15 protein-coding genes are annotated in these 18,528 nt (G+C 72.8%); 4 read left to right on the forward strand and 11 right to left on the reverse strand.

The features are described from left to right. Positions 1 to 49: 49 nt before the first annotated feature. Together HOO61_RS16465 and HOO61_RS16470 are read right to left on the reverse strand one after the other, a co-directional pair. Complete coding sequence (locus HOO61_RS16465) at positions 50 to 799, reverse strand: sulfotransferase (RefSeq protein WP_172260390.1); 750 nt, start codon at positions 797 to 799, stop codon at positions 50 to 52. Then, positions 796 to 1,701 (reverse strand): glycosyltransferase family 2 protein, encoded by a 906-nt coding sequence (locus HOO61_RS16470; protein WP_172260392.1) that lies wholly within the window; start codon positions 1,699 to 1,701, stop codon positions 796 to 798. The genes HOO61_RS16465 and HOO61_RS16470 overlap by 4 nt, the downstream gene beginning before the upstream one ends. Positions 1,702 to 1,924: 223 nt before the next feature. On the opposite strand from HOO61_RS16470, the gene HOO61_RS16475 reads away from it, so the two are divergent. Genes HOO61_RS16475 through HOO61_RS16485 form a run of 3 tightly spaced genes read left to right on the forward strand, consistent with a single transcriptional unit; the run spans position 1,925 to position 6,503 of the window. Beyond that, positions 1,925 to 4,996 carry an FtsX-like permease family protein gene (locus HOO61_RS16475; RefSeq protein WP_172260394.1) on the forward strand — a complete coding sequence of 1,024 codons (3,072 nt, stop codon included), beginning with the start codon at positions 1,925 to 1,927 and terminating at the stop codon, positions 4,994 to 4,996. Next, a complete protein-coding gene (locus HOO61_RS16480; protein WP_172260396.1) occupies positions 4,996 to 5,838 on the forward strand; it encodes an ABC transporter ATP-binding protein in 843 nt (280 codons plus the stop codon). Before HOO61_RS16475 ends, HOO61_RS16480 begins: the two co-directional genes overlap by 1 nt. Continuing rightward, positions 5,835 to 6,503 carry an ABC transporter ATP-binding protein gene (locus tag HOO61_RS16485; protein ID WP_172260398.1) on the forward strand — a complete coding sequence of 223 codons (669 nt, stop codon included), beginning with the start codon at positions 5,835 to 5,837 and terminating at the stop codon, positions 6,501 to 6,503. Before HOO61_RS16480 ends, HOO61_RS16485 begins: the two co-directional genes overlap by 4 nt. On the opposite strand, the gene HOO61_RS16490 is transcribed toward HOO61_RS16485, so the two are convergent. The 3 genes from HOO61_RS16490 to HOO61_RS16500 are packed head-to-tail and all read right to left on the reverse strand — an operon-like array spanning position 6,496 to position 12,189. Continuing rightward, entirely contained in the window at positions 6,496 to 9,903 is a 3,408-nt protein-coding gene (locus HOO61_RS16490; RefSeq protein WP_172260400.1) for an error-prone DNA polymerase, read from the reverse strand. The genes HOO61_RS16485 and HOO61_RS16490 overlap by 8 nt on opposite strands. Continuing rightward, positions 9,903 to 11,483, reverse strand: coding sequence for a DNA polymerase Y family protein (locus HOO61_RS16495; RefSeq protein WP_216659073.1), 1,581 nt, complete (start codon positions 11,481 to 11,483; stop codon positions 9,903 to 9,905). The genes HOO61_RS16490 and HOO61_RS16495 overlap by 1 nt, the downstream gene beginning before the upstream one ends. A 19-nt stretch (positions 11,484 to 11,502) precedes the next feature. Continuing rightward, complete coding sequence (locus HOO61_RS16500; protein ID WP_172260404.1) at positions 11,503 to 12,189, reverse strand: hypothetical protein; 687 nt, start codon at positions 12,187 to 12,189, stop codon at positions 11,503 to 11,505. Between the two features lie 178 nt (positions 12,190 to 12,367). Here HOO61_RS16500 and HOO61_RS16505 point away from each other — a divergent pair, with 178 nt between their 5' ends. Then, positions 12,368 to 13,816, forward strand: a complete 1,449-nt coding sequence (locus HOO61_RS16505; protein WP_172260406.1) for a phospholipase D-like domain-containing protein — start codon at positions 12,368 to 12,370, stop codon at positions 13,814 to 13,816. Positions 13,817 to 13,880: 64 nt separating this feature from the next. On the opposite strand, the gene HOO61_RS16510 is transcribed toward HOO61_RS16505, so the two are convergent. The 6 genes from HOO61_RS16510 to HOO61_RS16535 form a co-directional block, all read right to left on the reverse strand. Then, complete coding sequence (locus tag HOO61_RS16510; protein ID WP_172260408.1) at positions 13,881 to 14,171, reverse strand: sigma factor-like helix-turn-helix DNA-binding protein; 291 nt, start codon at positions 14,169 to 14,171, stop codon at positions 13,881 to 13,883. Positions 14,172 to 14,361: 190 nt separating this feature from the next. Next, complete coding sequence (locus HOO61_RS16515; RefSeq protein WP_172260410.1) at positions 14,362 to 14,991, reverse strand: YceI family protein; 630 nt, start codon at positions 14,989 to 14,991, stop codon at positions 14,362 to 14,364. Between the two features lie 154 nt (positions 14,992 to 15,145). Continuing rightward, a complete protein-coding gene (catC, locus tag HOO61_RS16520; protein WP_172260412.1) occupies positions 15,146 to 15,424 on the reverse strand; it encodes a muconolactone Delta-isomerase in 279 nt (92 codons plus the stop codon). Positions 15,425 to 15,430: 6 nt separating this feature from the next. Beyond that, positions 15,431 to 16,300, reverse strand: a complete 870-nt coding sequence (catA, locus tag HOO61_RS16525; protein ID WP_172260414.1) for a catechol 1,2-dioxygenase — start codon at positions 16,298 to 16,300, stop codon at positions 15,431 to 15,433. 66 nt (positions 16,301 to 16,366) lie between these two features. Continuing rightward, the gene (locus HOO61_RS16530; protein ID WP_172260416.1) at positions 16,367 to 17,467 is read right to left on the reverse strand and encodes a mandelate racemase/muconate lactonizing enzyme family protein; all 1,101 of its coding nucleotides are present in this window, start codon (positions 17,465 to 17,467) and stop codon (positions 16,367 to 16,369) included. Beyond that, positions 17,464 to 18,390 (reverse strand): LysR substrate-binding domain-containing protein, encoded by a 927-nt coding sequence (locus HOO61_RS16535; protein WP_172260418.1) that lies wholly within the window; start codon positions 18,388 to 18,390, stop codon positions 17,464 to 17,466. The genes HOO61_RS16530 and HOO61_RS16535 overlap by 4 nt, the downstream gene beginning before the upstream one ends. Between the last annotated feature and the right edge of the window lie 138 nt (positions 18,391 to 18,528).

Consider the following 18,528-nt stretch of genomic DNA (forward strand, 5'->3'; position numbering starts at 1 on the left):
CGTGTGTCCGGGCCTTCTCGTGTGTCCGGGTCGTTCGCGTCGGTGCGGGTCACCACGGCAGCGCTCTCCCCAGCTGGTCGGCCAGGCGGACGTTGCTGTCCTTGAAGTACCCCTCGAGCGTGCCCCTCACGCCTGCGTCGAGCACGGGGGCGTCGCCGGGGCTCGCGTTGACCTGCCTCGCCCCCGGCGTCGGCGTCCGCCCGGGGTCGAGGCCGACGTCCGCGACGAGCCCGCGCAGCACCTCGGGGTCGGCCAGCAGCTCCTCGAGGAACAGCACGTGCGTGGTCGCCGGGAACGTCGCGAACCACGGTGCGAGCTGCTCGGCGTAGCGACCGCGGCGCAGGTAGGCCACCGGCGACACCGACGAGCGCCGGGTGTCCCACGGCTGGTCGTCGTGCAGGTCGGCGAGCAGGGCGTCCTCGAGGTCACGGTCCTCGAAGCCGTTGGCGGTGCTGAACCGCCAGTGGGACACGGCTCGGCGCACGGGGTCCCGCAGCAGCGCGACCACCTCGACCTCCCCGAGCATCGCCGCGGCGCGGCCCGGGGCCTGCGGGTCCTCGAGGTAGCTGGTGCTCTTGTCGCCGAGCAGCTCCTCGTCGCGGGCGTGGGCGAACCACGTGCGGTGGTAGGAGTCCGCGCCGCGGGCGGTGAGCTCCGCGTCGCAGAAGACCTTCGGCTCGGGCGGCGACGGTCGGGCCATGGTGAGGTCGGGGTGCGCGTCGAGCGCGCGGCTCAGGTACGTCGTACCGCACCGCTGCGCACCGACGACGAGGAGGTGCCGGTGGTCGCAGCCGGTCACGAGGACACCCGGCGGGCCACGTGGTAGGTGGTGACCGCGCTGACCGCGTTGAGCGTGCGGACGACGTACTCGCCCAGCATCGACAGCAGCATGATGACGAAGCCGTTCATCAGCGCGAGCAGCACCGCGATCGTCGTCCAGCCCGGCACGGTGGAGTCCACGAACAGCGCCCGGACCAGGTAGAAGAGGCCGAGCAGGAAGCTGACGCCCGCGACCGCGAAGCCCACGCCGGCCGCCAGTCGCAGCGGGAAGACGGAGTAGCTGAACAGGATGGTCAGCACGAGCGAGGCGATCCGTCGCAGGCCGTAGTTGCTGGCGCCGACCGGTCGGGGGTCGTGCCGCACGAGCACGTCGGCCGGGTCGCTGGAGAACATCAGGGCCTGGCCGGTGATGTAGGGGTGGGCCGTGCGGGAGTCGCAGATCCGCTCCACCACGTCGCGACGCAGGATGCGGAAGTTGGACACGGCCAGGCCGGGCGGCTGGTCGAAGACCCGGCGGTTGATCATGCTGATCGCCTTGCTGCCCAGCCGTCGGTAGCCGCGCGCCTGCTTGCGCTCGAAGCGGCCGAAGACGACGTCGTGGCCCTCCATCGCCTTGTCGATCAGCAGCAGCACCTGATCGGGCGGGTTCTGCAGGTCGTCGTCGAGGGTGATGACGTAGTCGCCGGTCGACTCCCGCATGCCCGCGAGGTTGGCGTGGTGCTGGCCGTAGTTGCGCAGCAGGTCGAGCGCGACGACGTGGGGGGAGGTGCGCGCGCGCTCGGCGATCACGTCCCAGCTGTCGTCCCGGCTGCCGTCATTGACCAGCACGACCTGGTAGCGCAGCCCGGCGGACTCGAAGACCTCGACGACGCGGTCGACCGTCGACCCCACGACGTCCTGGCTGTTGTAGACGGGGATCACGACTGTGTACGAGCTGGCTGACCGGTCTGCGGTGGACTGTTCGAGAGCGCTTCGGTCGTCGCCCACCATGCCTCCTGATCGTCGTCCGCCGTCGCCACAGGGCGGCTCGCATCGAGCATATGGCCCATCGACCCACCGGGGGGACGGCCGGTCCTGTCGTCCCACCCGGACGGGCGACGGACCGCTATCCTCCCCGCACCGCACGACGACAGGAAGTGGCCACATGGGCTGGCGATCCCCGCGCGCGCACGCGTGGTCGCCCGGCCGCCACGCGTGGCGGTCGGCATGGCGCCACCGGCGCGGCCAGGCGTTGGCCCTGGTCGCCATCTCCGCACTGGTCACGGCCTGCACCACCTTCGCCCCGGTGTACGACCGGGCGATGCAACAGTCCCTGGTCGACACGCTGCTGGCGCAGGCGACACCCGCCGAGGCGACGGTCACCCTGGTGTCCGAGAGCAGCGACTTCGCCGGAGGGACGGAGCCGCGCGACCCGCGCGAGCTCGCGATGCGCATCCCGGACGACCAGGCTGCGCGCCTCGGGCCGGTCGTGCTCGGCCGCTCCGCGATCGTCGTGCCCACGACGGGCGAGGTCCCGCCCTCGGGCCTGCTCCTGTGGCGCGACGGCGCGTGCGAGCACGTACGCATCCTGAGCGGCGCCTGTCCGGACGCGCCCGGCGAGATCCTGGTGAGCGAGGAGGACGTCGACAACTTCGGGCTGCGGCTCGGCTCGGTCCGCGAGGTCGGCTCCTCGATCACCGACCTGCCTGACATCCGCCTCGAGGTCGCCGGGACCTACGCCCCGCCGCTCGACGACGTGTGGTGGCAGGGCCAGCGCATCGTGGGCGTCTCGGCCCTCGTGCGCGGGCTCGACCCGTCGGCCAACCACGACGCGTGGTTGACCACCGAGGCGACCTTCACCGACGGCTCGATCATGACGGCGGAGACGTCACAGGCAGGTGCACCCGTGCGCACCGAGGACGCCGATGTCGACGGCGTGCTCGCGCTGGGAGACGGCGTCCGGGAGATCGACGACGACCTGCGCCAGCGGGGCGATGACCTGGGGCTCCGCACCGGCCTCGACGAGCTGATCGACACCGTGCTCACCCAGGTCGACCAGGCCCACCGCACCGTGCCGTTGCTCCTGGCGCCGATCGGTGTGCTGTCGGTCTTCGTGCTCTGGCTGGTGCTCAGCGCCGCCACGTCCTCGCGACGCAATGAGGTCGCGGTCGCGCGACTCCGCGGCCATGGCCCGTCGGGCGCCGCCGGGCTCCTCCTGCTGGAGCTGCTGCCCGCGCTCCTGGTCGGCGTCGTGCCGGGTGCCGTCCTGGCAGTGGCGGGAGGGATGGTCGTCGGTCGCGTGCTGCCCGGATCCGCGCCGCTCGAGGCCGGGGCGGGCTTCGGCACCGCGCTCCTCATCGCGATCGCCGTGATCGTGCTGAGCTCCCTCGCCGCCGCCGTACGCACGGCGCGCGAGCCGTTGCCCGACGTGGTGCGCAGCGGCCCGGCGCCGACGAACCGGTGGACGCTGGGAGCGGTCGACGCGTTCGTCGTCGCCTGTGTCGGCACCGGTGTGGTCGCCTTCGTGACCGGGAGCCTGCAGGGTCCCCTCGCCCTCGCCGGGCCCGCACTCATCGCACTGCTCACCGGCCTGCTGCTGGCGCACCTGGCCGGTCCTGTCGGTCGGCTGCTCGGCCGTCGCCTGCTGGCGCGCGGTCGCCTGGTCTCCGGCACGAGCCTGCTGGAGGTCGGACGCCGGTCGGAGGGGCGAACCGTGATCGTCGTCCTCACCGTCGCATGTGCGCTCGCGGTCTTCTCCATGGACGCCCTGGCCATCGGCGAGCGCAACCGGGCCAACGCCAGCCAGCACGACGCCGGCGCCCCGGTCGTGCTCCGGGTCGCGGGTGGCGACGTCGACGGTGTGCGAACGGCGTTGACGGCCGCCGACGCCTCGGGCCGGGCGACGGCCGTCCTGGTCGGACGCGACACCCTCGCCGTCGACCCCGACGAGTTCCGGCAGATCGCGTTCTTCCCGCGCGGCGGTCCCACCGAGGAGGAGTGGCGGGCGATCGCCCCGCCCGACCGTGAGCCGATGGAGATCACCGGCACGCGCGTCTCGCTCGACGTGGAGACCGGCGCCGGTCTCGCCTCCGGAGACGTCTTCGGCAACGAGGTCGACGTACGGCTGAGCCTGGTCGTCACCTCCGCCACCGGCGTACGACGCACGGTCCAGCTCGGAACCCTGCCGCCGGACGGCGCGCGCCAGCGGCTGACGGGCAGGGCCGACGCCTGCTCCGAGGGCTGCCGGTTGGCAGCGCTGCAGCTGACGACCGTGCAGGGCGCGCTCGTCCGGGGCAGGCTCGCGCTTTCGGGCCTGCGCGTCGACGGCAAGGTGGTCGACTGGGCGACCTCGGCCTCGGACTGGAACACCACCGAGGACAAGGACACCTTCATCTCAGCGGTCGGCGGCGGTGGGGGCACGCTGCGGCTCGCGATCGAGGGGCGCGGCTTCTACCCGATCGAGGTCTCCCCGGCCTGGGTGCCGCGGGCGATCCCCGCGCTGCTGACCGTCGAGCCGCCGCATGCGTCCGCGGAGACGCTGATGCTCGAAGGTGTGGACGGCACCGATCGGCCGGCGGAGGACGCCGGTTCGCTCGTCCTCGTGCCGGCGATGCCCGACGGATCCAGCCTGGTCGACATCGACGCTGCCACCCGCGGTGCGGCGATCACCGACGACACACGCGTCGAGGTCTGGATGGAGGACGACGCCGAACTGGTGGCAGCCGTGCAGACGGCGCTGCGCGAACGGGTGATCGCGCCGAGCGACGTACGGCGCTTCGCGACCGTCCGTCAGTCCTACGACGACACGGTCGCCCGCTGGAGCCTGGCGCTCGGCGCCGCGGTGGCGCCGGCGGTGATGGTCCTCGCGCTGCTCGTCCTCCTGGTGCTCGCGGCGATCGGCTGGCGCACCCGCGCCCGCGACCTCGCCGTGCTGCGGCTCACCGGGGTGGACGGGCGGACGACCCGCCGCCTCGCCGTCTGGGCTCAGCTGTCGGCCGTCATCCCGGCCATCGTCGTCGGAGTGGCAGCAGGCATCGCTGGCGCGGCGCTCGCCATGCCGGACGTGGCGTTCTTCCCCGAGCCGCCGGAGGTCCCGGTCGTCGACCCGTCGACCTCGTGGCCGGCTGTCCTCGCGGTTGCCGCGACCTGCGTCGTGGTGCTGCTCGTGGTGGCCGGGGTCGCGGGCCTGGTGGGGGCTCGCCGAGCCCACGTCGAGCGGGTCAGGGAGGGCGCCTGATGCGCGGGCTCACCATTCGCACCCGCGGCCTCGTGCACATCTACCACGCCGAGGGGCACGACGTCGCGGCGCTGTCGGGGGTCGACCTCGACGTCGCGGCGGGGGAGACGGTCGGGCTGCTGGGCCCGTCCGGCTCGGGCAAGTCGACGTTGATGAGCCTGCTGGCAGGGATCTTCCGCCCCAGCGCCGGCAAGGTGTTCGTCGGCGAGACCGAGCTGTCCACCGCACCGCCGCGCGCGCTCGACCGGCTCAGGGCGACCGACGTCGGCCTGATGCTCCAGGGCGCGAGCCGCAACCTGCTGCCCCACGCCACCCCCGCCGACAACGTCCGGTTCGCCCAGCAGCAGGCCCGTCGCGCCGGCCGCTCGCTCCCCGACCCGGCCGAGGTGCTCGCCGAGCTCGGCCTCATCGACCATGCAGACGAGCCGCTCACGCGGCTGACCCCCGGCGGGTTGCAGCTCGCGGCGGTCGCCGCCGCCGTCTCCAACCGTCCCGGCCTGCTCCTGTGCGACGAACCGACCAGCCAGCTCGACCACGCTGCACGTGACCGGGTCCTCGACGCGCTGGCGCACGTCAGCACCACCCACGGGACCACCGTCGTCCTGGTCACCCACGACCCTGACGTCGCCCGCGTGCTGCCACGCACGGTCACCATCCGCGACGGCAGGATCGGTGGTGAGGGGCGCAGCGGCGACGAGTACGCCGTGGTCACCGCCGACGGCTTCCTCCCCCTCCCGGGCCACGTCCGCGACAGGCTGTCGCCGGGCACGCTGGTCCGGATCGACGAGGTCGGCGACCACTTCGAGCTCAAGGCGCAGCACGACGAGGAGGACCCCGCATGAGCGACCTCGGGTGCACCGGCCTCGGTGTCGCCTACGGCGAGCTCGTCGCCGTACGTCCCCTCGACCTGCACGTGCCCGGCGGGCGCATGCTCGCGGTCACCGGACCGTCGGGCGCCGGCAAGTCCTCGCTGCTGTGGGCGCTGGCGTGTGCCTGGCGCCCGGCGGCAGCGACGGTCACCGGCGCGGTGGAGGTCGACGGCCGCACGCTCGGCGACCGCGACGACGCCGCCCGGGCCGGGGTCGTCCTGGTCCCGCAGGGCAACGGCCTCAGCGTGTCCCTCACGGCCGAGGAGAGCATCCTCGTCCCGCTGCTCGGGATCGGTGTGCCCGCCGGGGAGGCGTCGGGCCGCGTGACCGAGCAGCTCGGCCGGGTCGGGCTGGCGGAGTTCGGCCGCCACCTCGTCGACCAGCTCTCGGGCGGCCAGCAGCAACGCGTCGCGCTGGCGCGTGCCTTCGCGCTGCAGCCGCGCGTGCTCCTCGCCGATGAGTCCACCAGCGACCTCGACGCCGGCAACCGCGAGCTGATGATCGCCGCTCTCCGCGAGGAAGCCGCCCGCGGCGCGGCCGTGGTCCTCGCGACCCATGACCCCGAAGCCGCCGCGCAGGCCGATGCGGTGCTCGCGCTCGACGAGGGCACGGCGACCTGGGTGCGCCCGCTCACCTGAAGTCGCGAGACGACGCTCGTGCCTGCAGGACCGCCCCTGCGCCGGGGACGACGACGTCGATGCCCTCGACCCGGTCGGCGACGAGGTTGGTGACGCCCTCGTTGCGCTCGAGCCGCCCGCGCACGACGACGGCGACCTTGTTGCGGGCGGCCTGCCGGTGGGCCTTCATCACCCCGATCGAGCACACGACGTTGAGCATCCCGGTCTCGTCCTCGAGGTTGAGGAAGGTGACGCCCATCGCGGTGCCCGGCCGTTGCCTGTGGGTCACGAGGCCGCCGACGTGGACGCGCCGCCCCGACTCGGCGTCGGCCAGCTCGGCCACCGAGCGCACCCCCGCGCGGCGCAGCTCGTCGCGCAGGTGCTCGACCGGGTGGCGCTCGGGAGAGACGCCGGTGGCCCACAGGTCGGCCAGGGTTATCTCGGGCTCGCTCATCCCTGGCAACGTCGGCGCAGCGGGGGCGGGAGTGGTGCCGGGCAGGTGCTCGGCCGCCTCGGCGAACCCGGCCGTCCACAGCGCCGAGCGGCGGTCCAGCCCCCAGGCGTCGAAGGCGCCGGCGGTGGCCAGAGCCTCGAGCTGCGCGGACGTCAGGGAGGCTCGGCGGGAGAGGTCGGTGATCCCGGTGAACGCGGCCTCCTCGCGGGCGGCCACGATGCGGCGCGCCACGTCGAGCCCGATGCCGCGCACCGAGTCGAGCCCGAGGCGTACGGCGAGCGCACCGTCGCGGCGGTGGGTGGGCACCGGGTCAGGGGTGCCGGGCACCCACTCGACGCGGGTGAACCTCGGCCGGCAGCACTCGTCGAGACCGGTCGCCACCACCGCGTCGGACCCATTTCCGGGCAGCAGGGGCTCCAGCTCGGCCTGGGCCGCGGACAGCGTCACGTCGGGGCGGCGTACGTCGACGTCGTGGCGGCGGGCGTCGTGGACCAGCGACTGCGGGGAGTAGAAGCCCATCGGCTGGTTGCGCAGCAGCCCGGCGAGGAACGCCGCCGGGTAGTGAAGCTTGAACCACGACGAGGCGTAGACGAGCAGCGCGAAGGACAGGGCGTGCGACTCGGCGAAGCCGAAGTTGGCGAAGGACAGGATCTTCACGTAGATCGAGTCGGCCAGGTCGCCGGTGATGCCGCGCCGCTGCATGCCGGCGTAGAGCTTCTGCTTGACCGACTCGATGCGCTCGACGCCCCGCTTGGAGCCCATCGCGCGGCGCAACAGGTCGGCGTCGTCACGGCTGCAGTCGCCGAGGGTGACGGCCATCGCCATCAGCTGCTCCTGGAACAGCGGGACGCCCTTGGTGCGCTCGAGGACCGGCACCAGCTCCGGGTGGTCGTAGGTGACCGGCTCCTGCCCGGTGGCGCGGCGGACGTAGGGGTGGACCGCGCCACCCTGGATCGGCCCGGGGCGGATCAGGGCGATCTCGATGGCGAGGTCGTAGAACTCGCGCGGGCGCAGCCGCGGGAGGGTGCCGATCTGGGCGCGGCTCTCCACCTGGAAGACGCCGATCGAGTCGGCGCGGCACAGCATGTCGTAGACCGCCGGCTCCTCCTTGGGCATCGTCGCGAGGTCCCACTCCTCGCCGAGGTGGTCGGCGACCAGCCGCATCATGTGGTCGAGGGCGCCGAGCATGCCCAGCCCGAGCAGGTCGAACTTCACCAGCCCCATCGACTCGCACGCGTCCTTGTCCCACTGCAGCACGGTGCGTCGCTCCATCCGCGCCCGCTCGATGGGGCAGACCTCCCCGATGGGCCGCTCGGTCAGGACCATCCCGCCCGAGTGGATGCCGAGGTGGCGCGGCGCACCCATCAGCTCCTCGGCGAGCGCGACCACCGGGGCCGGCACGTCATGCGCGGCGGGGTCGCCCATGTCTCCGGCCACGACCGCCTTCCACCCGTCGATCTGCTTGGACCAGGCGTCCTGCTGGCCGGGCGAGAAGCCGAGGGCCTTGGCGGCGTCGCGCACCGCCATCCGCGGCCGGTAGGCGATGACGTTGGCCACCTGGGCGGCGTTGCGCCGGCCGTAGGTGTCGTAGACCCACTGGATGACCTCCTCACGCCGGTCGGAGTCGAAGTCGACGTCGATGTCGGGCTCCTCGTCGCGGTGCGCGGAGATGAACCGCTCGAACGGCAGCTTGTAGAACACCGCGTCGACGGCGGTGATGCCGAGGGCGTAGCAGACCGCCGAGCTGGCCGCGGATCCCCGACCCTGGCAGAGGATCTTCCGCTCGCGGGCGAAGGCGACGATGTCGTGGACGATGACGAAGTAGCCGGCGAAGTCCTTCTCGGCGATGATCCGCAGCTCGTGCTCGAGCCGCTCGCGCGCCTCGGCCTCGTGGGGGACGCCGGCGTAGCGCTCGGCGAAGCCGCGCTCGGCCAGCACCCGCAGCCACGAGTCGGCGGTGTGGCCCTCGGGGATCTGCCGCTTGGGCAGTGCGGGTGACGCCTTGCGCAGGTCGAAGGCCAGCTCGTCGGCCAGGGTGACGCTGCGCGCGACCGCGTGGGCGTACGTCGGCAGAGCGGCGGCTGTCTCCGCACCGGTGCGCAGGTGTGCGGAGCCCGAAAGGTCGAGCCAGCCGTCGAGGTCGGTGAGGCTGCGACGGGCCCGTACGGCAGCCATCGCGGAGGCCAGCCGGTGTCGCTGGGGGGTCGCGTGGTGCACGTTGCCGGCCGCGACGACGTCGAGCCCGTGGACGGCGGCCAGCCCCGCGAGCGAGGCGTTGGTGGTGTCGGCGCCGGGGCGCGGGGACAGCTCGACGAGCACGTGCTCGAGGCCGAACAGCGACGTCAGCCGGTCGAGGGCCTCGGCAGCCGCGGCCTCGCCGCCCGTCGCCAGCGCCTGGCGCACGTCGCCCTTGCGGCACCCGGTGAGCACCACCCAGTGGCCGCGCCCCTGCTCGGCCAGCTCGTCGAGGTCGTAGACCGGACGACCCTTCTCGTCCCCGCGGAGGTGGGCGTCGGTCATCGCCGCGGCCAGCCGGTGGTAGCCCTCGACGCCTCGCGCCAGCACCAGCAGGTGGCTGCCCTCGGGGTCGGGGACGCCGTTCTGCGGGCCGCTGAGCCCGAGCGACAGCTCGGCGCCGAAGACGGTGGGCAGGTCGTAGGCCGCCGCTGCCTCGGCCAGCATCGGGGCGCCGTAGAAGCCGTCGTGGTCGGTGATCGCGAGCGCGTGCAGGCCGAGCCGCACCGCCTCCTCGACCAGCTCGGCCGGCGAGGACGCGCCGTCGAGGAAGCTGAAGTGGCTGTGGCAGTGCAGCTCCGCGTAGGGCGTGACCGCAGCGGGCCGCTCGATGGATCGCGCCTCGGTGGAGGCGCGCTTGCGCCGCGAGACCGGGGCGTCGTCGGCTCCTGGCAGGCCGCTGAGCCGGCGCTCGAGCTCCTTCCAGTGCATCTGGGGGTTGTTCCAGCCCATCAGTCGTACCCCGCTTCGAGCGCCCAGCCCTCCGGGGCGCGCACCAGCAGCCAGGCCCGCCCGTCGGCCCCGACGACCTGGAAGCGGGCGGTGGGGCCGGACCCGCCCGACCACCAGCCCTCGTCGGTGGGCCAGGGGCCGGCCCACGCCGTCACCGGCTGCCACGGCAGGCCCGTGCCGTCGCGGCCGGTCACCCGGAAGCGCCGCGGCTCGCCGCTGACAACGCCGCGATCGGTGACGCAGACCTCGCGGCCGGCGTCGTCGACGACCTCGGCCGCCGGGGGAGTGGCGAAGACACGGACGGGCGCGGGGCCGGGCACCCGTCCGGGCCATGGCCGGTCCACCGGCCTCAGGTCGACCGCGCGCTCGCCCCACGGCACCAGGGCCTGGCGCGCGCCCGGGCTGCGGCCGCCCTGCAGCACCGGACGTCGTACGGCGTCGAAGCCGACCATGCCCTGCACCCGGGCCACCCCCCGTTGGACGAGGTCGTCGGAGGCGGATCCCCACAGCGCCTCGCCGTGGGCGGCGGCGGGCTCGACCAGCTCGGGCAGGAACCGGACCCGGTCGATGGGCGCGCGCACGTCTCCCACCTGCTTGCGGGCGCGCAGCGAGCCGCCGGCACCGCTGGTGGACCCGGCCGACTGCAGCTGCCAGTGCACGCGGTCGACGAGGTCACGGGCGGTGAAGTGGCGTGGGTGCAGCCACACGCGTGAGGAGCACACGGCGCCGTCGGACTGCGCCTCGACGCGCACTCCGGTGGCGACCAGCTGGTGGTGGGCGAGCTGCGAGACGAACCGCTCGGCCGTGGTGCGGACGCTGAAGGTGATCGCCTCGACGGAGTCGAGCGGCGGCTCGAACGCCACCTCCGCGTCGAGCTCCGGCGGCGGGGTGCGCGCCGCGAACAGCGTGGGGTCCTCGCCCCGGGCCCGCCGCCTGACGGTGGCACCGTAGGCGCCGAGCCGGTGCTCGACCGCGTCGCCGGGCAGGTCGGCCAGGTCGCCCAGCGTGCGCAGACCGAGCCGCTCGAGCAGCCCGACGAGCTCGCGACCGCGCGCGCCGTCGTCCTGCAGCACGTGCACGGGCAGCCCTCGCAGGAAGGACGGTGAGCCGCCGTCCGGGACGACCGTCCACGACTGCACCTCCGCGGTCCGGGCGGCCTGCTCGGCGGTGAAGAGGTCGTCGGCGATGCCGACCCGCACGTCCCACACGCCCGTCTCGACCAGCGCCTGGCAGGCGGTCGCCGCTGCAGCGGTCTCGCTGCCGTACCAGCTGCCGGGGGCGCGCACGGCCAGCAGGCCGGGACGCAGGGCGGCCACCCCGGGCCGCAGGTCCTCGACGACCGCGAGGACCGGCTCGAAGGCCCGGGCGTCGCGGTCGGGGTTGGCCGAGAGCAGCAGCAGGTCGGGGCACCGGGCCTGCGCGTCGCGTCGGCGCTGCCCACGACGTACGCCCTCGGCGCGGGCCGGGCCGTTGCAGACCTCCACGACGTTGGCCGACAGCACGGCGGCGGGGGAGCGGAGCGACCGGTCCGCCTCCTCGAGCGCGGCGACCACCGACCAGTCGGGGCACCACACGACCATGACCCTCACCGGAGCACCGTCATCCGGCTCTGCCGTCGACCGACCGGATCTCGCGGACCTGGCGGACCGGGGGCGCCTCGAGACGGCGTACGCCCGGCCACGCCAGGTCGGCACGCTCGGGCGGCCGCGCGCCGCGGTGTACGGCGACGCGGGCGCGCCGCTCCTGCAGCTCGCCGGCGCCGGAGCCCGGACCGCTCCAGCGCGATTCCTCGACACCGATCCGGGCGGTGGCCCGCGGCCAGTGCCCGTGGACGACGAGCACCGCGGATCGGGTGCGCAGCCGCGAGTCGAGGATCCCCGCCGTGCGCTCGTCGACGGAAGCAGGCGGTCGCAACACCACCACCCGCAGCACGTCGACGAGCGCGGCCGTCACCTCCAGCCAGTGCTCACCGGGGTCGGGCACCAGCACCGTGCGGGACAGCTCGATGCCGAGCTCGGCCGCGGCCTCGGCCCCGAAGTCGGCACAGCCAGCGAAGCCGACCCACTCCCCGGCCTGCGAGGCCCCCGCCGCGAGCGCCAGCGCGAGCGACGCCGAGTCGACGGCGTAGGTCGAGCCCGCGTGGAGGGGGACCAGGTCGGCCAGCCCGGGCAGCGTGGCTACCGGCTCGCCGGCCGGCCTGCGCTCCATCGCCGCTACCCGCTCGCGCAGCTGCTCGACCACGGACCGACCCGGGTCGAGCGCGGCGATCGAGCGGGCGGACGACATGGCTCCATGATCGAACACGTGTTCGAACGAGTCAAGCGGAACGGTCTTGCCACGACCCCCCGGGGTGGGACATCAGACCACGAGCAGGTCGCCGTGGTCGTGTCGCTGGACGGAGCGGCCCGGAACGGGCCGCGTCTGCTTATGCTGACCGCACGCGTTCGACGGAAGGGTTGGGGTCGTGTCGAAGATCTCGAGGCTCGTGGGGGGTCTCTGCCTGGTGCTGGTGGCCACGCTGGTGCTGGTCGCACCAGGACAGGCGGTCTCGGACGCCGGCGCGCCCACAGCCGCCGAGCCGAAGCCGAAGCCGAGCAAGTGGGAGGCGCCGAGCGGCCCCTTCTTCAATGACCCCCACCTCGCGAAGGGTCACTTCGAGATCGAGCGTCGGGTGATCAAGACGATCCGGAACACCCCCAAGGGGTCGACCATCCGGATCGCCATCTACTCCCTCGACCGTGTCGGAGTCTCCCGGGCGCTCGTCGCGGCCTACCGGCGCGGCGTCCGGGTGCAGATGCTCCTCAACGACCACTGGGAGAACGGTGCGGTGAAGATGCTGCGCGACGAGTTCGGCAAGAACCCGCGGCGCGACAGCTTCGTCTACAAGTGCAAGCAGAGCTGTCGGGGAGCGGCCAACGAGTTCAACAACCTGCACTCGAAGTTCTACCTCTTCAGCCAGGCCGGGAAGTCCGAGGACGTCATCGCGGTCGGCTCGGCCAACATGACGCGCAACGCCGCGATCCACCAGTGGAACGACCTCTACTTCACCGACGGCGACCACGAGCTGTTCCGGCAGTTCGTCGGGCTCTTCAACGACATGCGCAAGGACTACGACACCCGCCAGGAGCCGATCGCGTTCTGCGGGACCCCCGCCAACGGCGTGGCGTGCGACGACTCGCTCGACAAGCACACCGCCGTCGCGTTCCCGCGGGTCTCGAGGCCGAAGGACGACCTGGTGGTGCACCTGCTCGACCGTGTCCGCTGCCTGACCCCCGACCCGGTGACCGGCGAGGTGAAGCGCACCCGCCTGGCCCTGTCGATGCACACCATGCGCGGCAACCGCGGCAACTACCTCGCCGAGGCGATCCGGCAGAAGTGGGTGCAGGGCTGCGACGTGCGGGTCACCTACGGCCTCATCGGCTACCACACGAAGGGCGCCATCGCCGCCCCCACCAAGCGCGGCCGGATCCCGCTGCGTTCGACGGGCATGGACTACGACCTCGACGACAACTTCGACCTCAACAACGACGGGATCGACGACCTGATCCTCGACTACTACAGCCACCAGAAGTACCTCGTGATCGAGGGCACCTTCAACGGCGTGCCCGACACGTCGATGGTGCTGACGGGATCGGTGAACTGGTCGAGCCTCAGCACCGCCAACGACGAGGTCTGGTTCACCGTGCGGGGTGCGGTCGTGGCGAAGAAGTACCTCAAGAACTTCGACTACCAGTGGAACAACGCGCGCAACACCCGCAACGCCTACACGACGACGTACGCCAACTTCCGCGTCCGTCGCACCGTGCGTCAGCCGGACGGCACCGTGCGCACGGTCTGGCGGACCGTGCGCCGTCCCGTGACGACGGTCGAGCCGGACCGCTACCTGCCGGGCCCCTACTGGGAAGCCGACTGACGGAAGCCGGCTGACGGAAGCCGGCTGACGGAAGCCGGCTGACGGAAGCCGGTCGCGCGGGGTCTCAGGCGGCGGGGAGTGGACCCGAACGGGCCCGGCCGACCACGCGCCTGAGGATGCGGCCCACCTGCGCCTGGGTGAGCCCGACGAGCTCGGCGACCTCCTGCTGGGTGCGCTCGTCCACCAGTCGCCACTCCAGGACCCGGCGCTCGCGTTCGGGAAGCCCGCTGGCACGGGCGCCGAGCACGAGCCGGGCCTCCACGGACTCGGGTCCGCGGTCGACCCAACCCACCAGGTCCGCGATCGTCCGGGTGCGGTCCGGCGCTTCGGACAGCTCCGCGATGCTCGTGGTCATGGGATCCCCTCCCGGCGGTGGGTCGTGTGGCCCGGCTCGTGCGCCGGCCGTGGCACGACTCTGGCGCTTCGCCGCGCTGCCTGACAGCCGAAAAGCGAAAAGCATGGACAAACCTTGGACAGAACGACGGACGGACCCGGGAGCTCGTGGCTCCGGGTCCGTCCGGGAGGGGCGGCGTCGCTGCCGGGGGTCAGGCGTTCCTGATCGCCGAGACGTCGAACTCGAGCTTGATCTTCTCCGAGACGAGCACGCCGCCGGTCTCGAGAGCGGCGTTCCAGGAGAGGTCCCAGTCCTTGCGGTTGATCGAGGTCGCGCCCTCGAAGCCCACCCGGGTGTTGCCGAACGGGTCGATCGCGGTGCCGGTCTCCTCGAACGGGATCGTCACGGGGCGGGTCGTGCCCTTGATCGTCAGGTCGCCGGTGATGGTCCACCCGGTGCCGTCGCGCTCGACCGAGGTGGAGGCGAAGGTGATCTCGCCGTGGTTCTCGACGTCGAAGAAGTCCGCGGAGACCAGGTGGCCGTCGCGGTCGGCCGAGCCGGTGGAGATGCTGGCGGGCCGGATGCTCAGGGAGACGCTCGAGGCGGCCGGGTTCTCGGCGTCGACGTGCGCGGTGCCCTCGAAGTCGGTGAACTGGCCGCGGACGGTGGTGACCATCGCGTGGCGGGCCGAGAAGCCGAGGCGGGAGTGGCTCGCGTCGATGGTGTAGTCGCCGGTGAGGGCGTCGCGCTCGGCGACGGCGACGGGCGCGGCGGCCTGGTCGACGACCGGCTGGGCGGCGGCGGGGGTGGTGGTCTTGGGGCTGCGGCGGAAGAACGACATTGGGGTGCTCCTGGCGTCTAGGGGTTTGGTTGATGATTCAACCAACTCAACCGACGGGGACGGCTCCGCATTCCCGTCCCGATGTGATCCGCGTCATGCCGACGGCCCGGTTCCGCCGGTGGGCGGGGCCGGGCCGTCGGTCGTCGATGGTCGCTCAGGCGATCGACGAGGGGTGCGTCGCCAGCGGGGTGACCTGGATGTCCATGTAGGGGAACAGCGGCAGCCCGGAGAGCAGGTCGTGGAGCGCGTCGTTCGACTCGACGTCGAAGATCGAGACGTTGGCGTACTCGCCGACGACCCGCCACAGGTGCGGCCAGCGGCCGGAGTGCTGCACCTCCTGCGCGTACGCCTTCTCCTGCGCGACCAGGTCGGCCCTGACGTCGGCATCCATGTCGAGCGGGATCCGGACGTCCATCCGCACGTGGTAGAGCATCGGCGCTCAGGCCTTGACGGGGTCGAGGACGAAGTCGTACGTCACAGTGGCGGAGCCGTCGGCCTGCTGCTGCGGGTCGAGGATCAGCTCGGGCTTGACGGCCGAGGCGATGTCGTCGTCGTTGTGCTCGTCGCCGGGGAAGTAGAGCTGGGCGGTGAGCAGCTCGTGGCCGGGGGCCGAGACCTTGACGTGCAGGTGGGCCGGGCGCCACGCGTGCCAGCCGGCGGCGGCGATCAGCTTGCCGCAGGAGCCGTCGGTGGGGATCTGGTACGGCGCCGGCTGGACGGTCGTGATCTCGAAGCGGCCCTCGGCGTCGGCGGTGAAGGAGCCGCGCAGGTTCCACTGGGGGATGCCCGGGGCGAACTGCGAGTAGAAGCCGTCGTCGTCCGCGTGCCAGAGCTCGACCTTGGCGCCGCCGAGCGGGGCGCCACCGGTCGAGGTGACCTGGCCGCTCCACACGAGCGGGGTGCCGCCCTCGTCCTCGCGCATCGGGATGGTGCCCTTCGCGCCCTGCTCGGGGGCGTCCGGGACGTAGTAGGGGCCCTCGATCGAGCCCTTGTTGCCCTCGCGGTGCTCGGTGGCGACGTCCTCGACCACGTGCTCGAGCCACACGTCGAGGAAGAGCGGCCACTCGCCGTCCTCGCCGACGTTGATCAGCCACGCCTTCAGCGCGTTGAACTCGTCGTAGGTGACCTTGTGCCTGCGGACCGTCGCGTAGATCGCCTCGAGGACCTCGCGGGCGAGGGTGTCGACGCGCTCGGCGGGGACGTCCTTCACTGCGTCGAAGGGCGACTTGTCGGCGTGGAAGCGCTCGGTGGCGCTGGCGCCGGAGGCGGCAGCGGAGGCCTTCTCGGTCTCGTTCAGGGTGGTGCTCATGGCGGTGCTCCTTGCTCGGGGTAGGGGTGGTGCGGGAGTGCTTCTGGGAGTGCTTCTGGGTGCGCGTCAGTCCTGGCGGTAGCGCGCGAGCTTGTCGGGGTCGATGGCGGCGCCGAGCCCGGGCCCGGACCGGGCGACGAGCTGGCCGCCGCGGATGTCGAGCGGCTCCGCGAGGAGGTCGTCGGTCATGTCCAGGAAGTTGGAGAGCTCGCCGGCACGGCGCGAGGTCAGCTCGAACGCCGAGCCGAAGGCGACCGAGCACAGCGAGCCGAGCTGGCCGTCGATCTGGTTGCCCATGACGACCTCGACGCCCAGTCCCTCGGCGAGGTGGTGGACGCGCCGGCTGGCGGTGAAGCCGGTGCGGGCGGTCTTGATGCTGACCGCGGTGGCCGAGCCGCCGAGGACCTCGCGGGTCACCTCGGCCGGGGTCACGACCGACTCGTCGGCGATGAACGGCACGTCGAGCTGCTGGACCAGCCAGCGGCGGCTCACGACGTCGTCGGCGGGGCACAGCTCCTCGGCGAAGGTCAGGTCGAGGTCGGCCATCTCCTTCATGGCCCGCGCGGACTCCGAGGCCGACCAGCCGCGGTTGCCGTCGACGTACAGCTCGACCTCGTCGCCCAGGCCGACGCGCAGGGCGCGCACGACCTCCGTGTCGAGCCGGACCGGGCGGCGGCCGACCTTCACCTTGAAGGTGGTGATGCCGTAGGTGTCGCGCATCCGCTCGGCCTCGGCGACCATCGCGGCCGGCTCGTCGAAGCCGAGCATGTGGGAGACCCGCATCCGGTCGGTGTAGCCGCCGAGCAGCTCGGTGACGCTGTAGCCGAGCGACTGCCCGAGGGCGTCCCAGATGGCCATGTCGAGCGCTGCCTTGGCCGTCGGGTTGCCGACGGTGCGCGACAGGCGGGCGTGGATCTGCTCGCGCTCCACCAGGTCGAGGCCGACGACCTGGCCGGCGAAGATGGTGTCGATGACGGCGACGATGCCGGCCTGGGTCTCGCCGTAGGTGAACGGACGCGGCGGCGCCTCGGCGACCCCGACGACGCCGTCGTCGGTGGTGACGCGCACGAGCACGTGCTCGGCGACGTGCACCTCGCCGCTCGCGAACTTCAGGGGCTTGCGGTAGGGGATGGCGAACGGGATCGCCTCGACCTGCGTGATCTTCATCGGGGGACCTCGTCGGGCTCGGGGAGCGTGGTGGGGGAGGCGGTCGTGGGGGAGTCGGCGGACAGCACGTCGAGGACGGCGAGCACGGCCGGGTTGGTCTCGTCGGCCCGCCACACGAGGGCCAGGTCGACGGTGGGGGCATCGGTGACGTCGCGGAAGACGACCCCGGCCAGCGGCGCGGCACGTACCGACGCGGGTACGAGGGCGACGCCGAGGTCGGCGGCGACCAGCGGCAGCAGGACCGAGATGCCGGCCGCCTCGTGCTCGCGGATCGGGACGAAGTCGACCTCCCGGGCACCGCGCAGGATGGCGTCGTTGACCGCGGAGTCCGGGCCGGAGAACAGGACGAACCGCTCGGTGCGCAGGTCGCCCATCGAGATGCTCGTCTGCTCGGCGAGCGGGTGGTCCTCCGCGACCGCGAGGACGAGCGGCTCAGAGGACAAGGTGCGTGAGGCGAGCCCGTCGCCGGGCATCGGTGGCCGGAGCACGCCGAGGTCGAGCGTCCCGTCGTGCAGGCCGTCGACCTGGGCGGGCGTGAGCAGGTCGGCGTGGATCTCGAGGCCCATGCCTGGCAGCTCCCGCTTCACGGTGCGCGCCATGCGGGGGAGCTCGGTGTGGGCGGCACTGCCGGTGAAGGCGATGCGGACGAGGCCCTGCCGGCCGGCGGCGATGCGTCGCACGCCGCGGGTGGCGGCCTCGACGGAGTCGAGGATCCGGGCCACCTCGAGCTGGAAGAACTCCCCGGCCGGCGTCATCCGCACCTGACGGGTGGTTCGGGCGAACAGGGGCGTGCCGAGCTCGGACTCGAGCTGGCGGATCGACTGCGACAGCGCGGGCTGCGCCATGTGGAGCCCTTCGGCCGCGCGGCCGAAGTGGCGCGTCTCGGCCACGGCGGCGAAGTAGCGCAGGTGTCGCAGCTCCACGGCGGGCTCCCTTCGTGTGGTGGTGATCACGTATGTCGACGGTAAGTCGCGACATTGATCGAGCACAAGGTCGCATCTCTGGCTGATTGATTGACAGCAACGATGAATGGGCCGAGCAGATTGATACGTCAGAGAGCG

This window comes from Nocardioides sp. zg-1230 (genome assembly GCF_013155335.1).
Taxonomy (GTDB): Bacteria; Actinomycetota; Actinomycetes; order Propionibacteriales; family Nocardioidaceae; genus Nocardioides.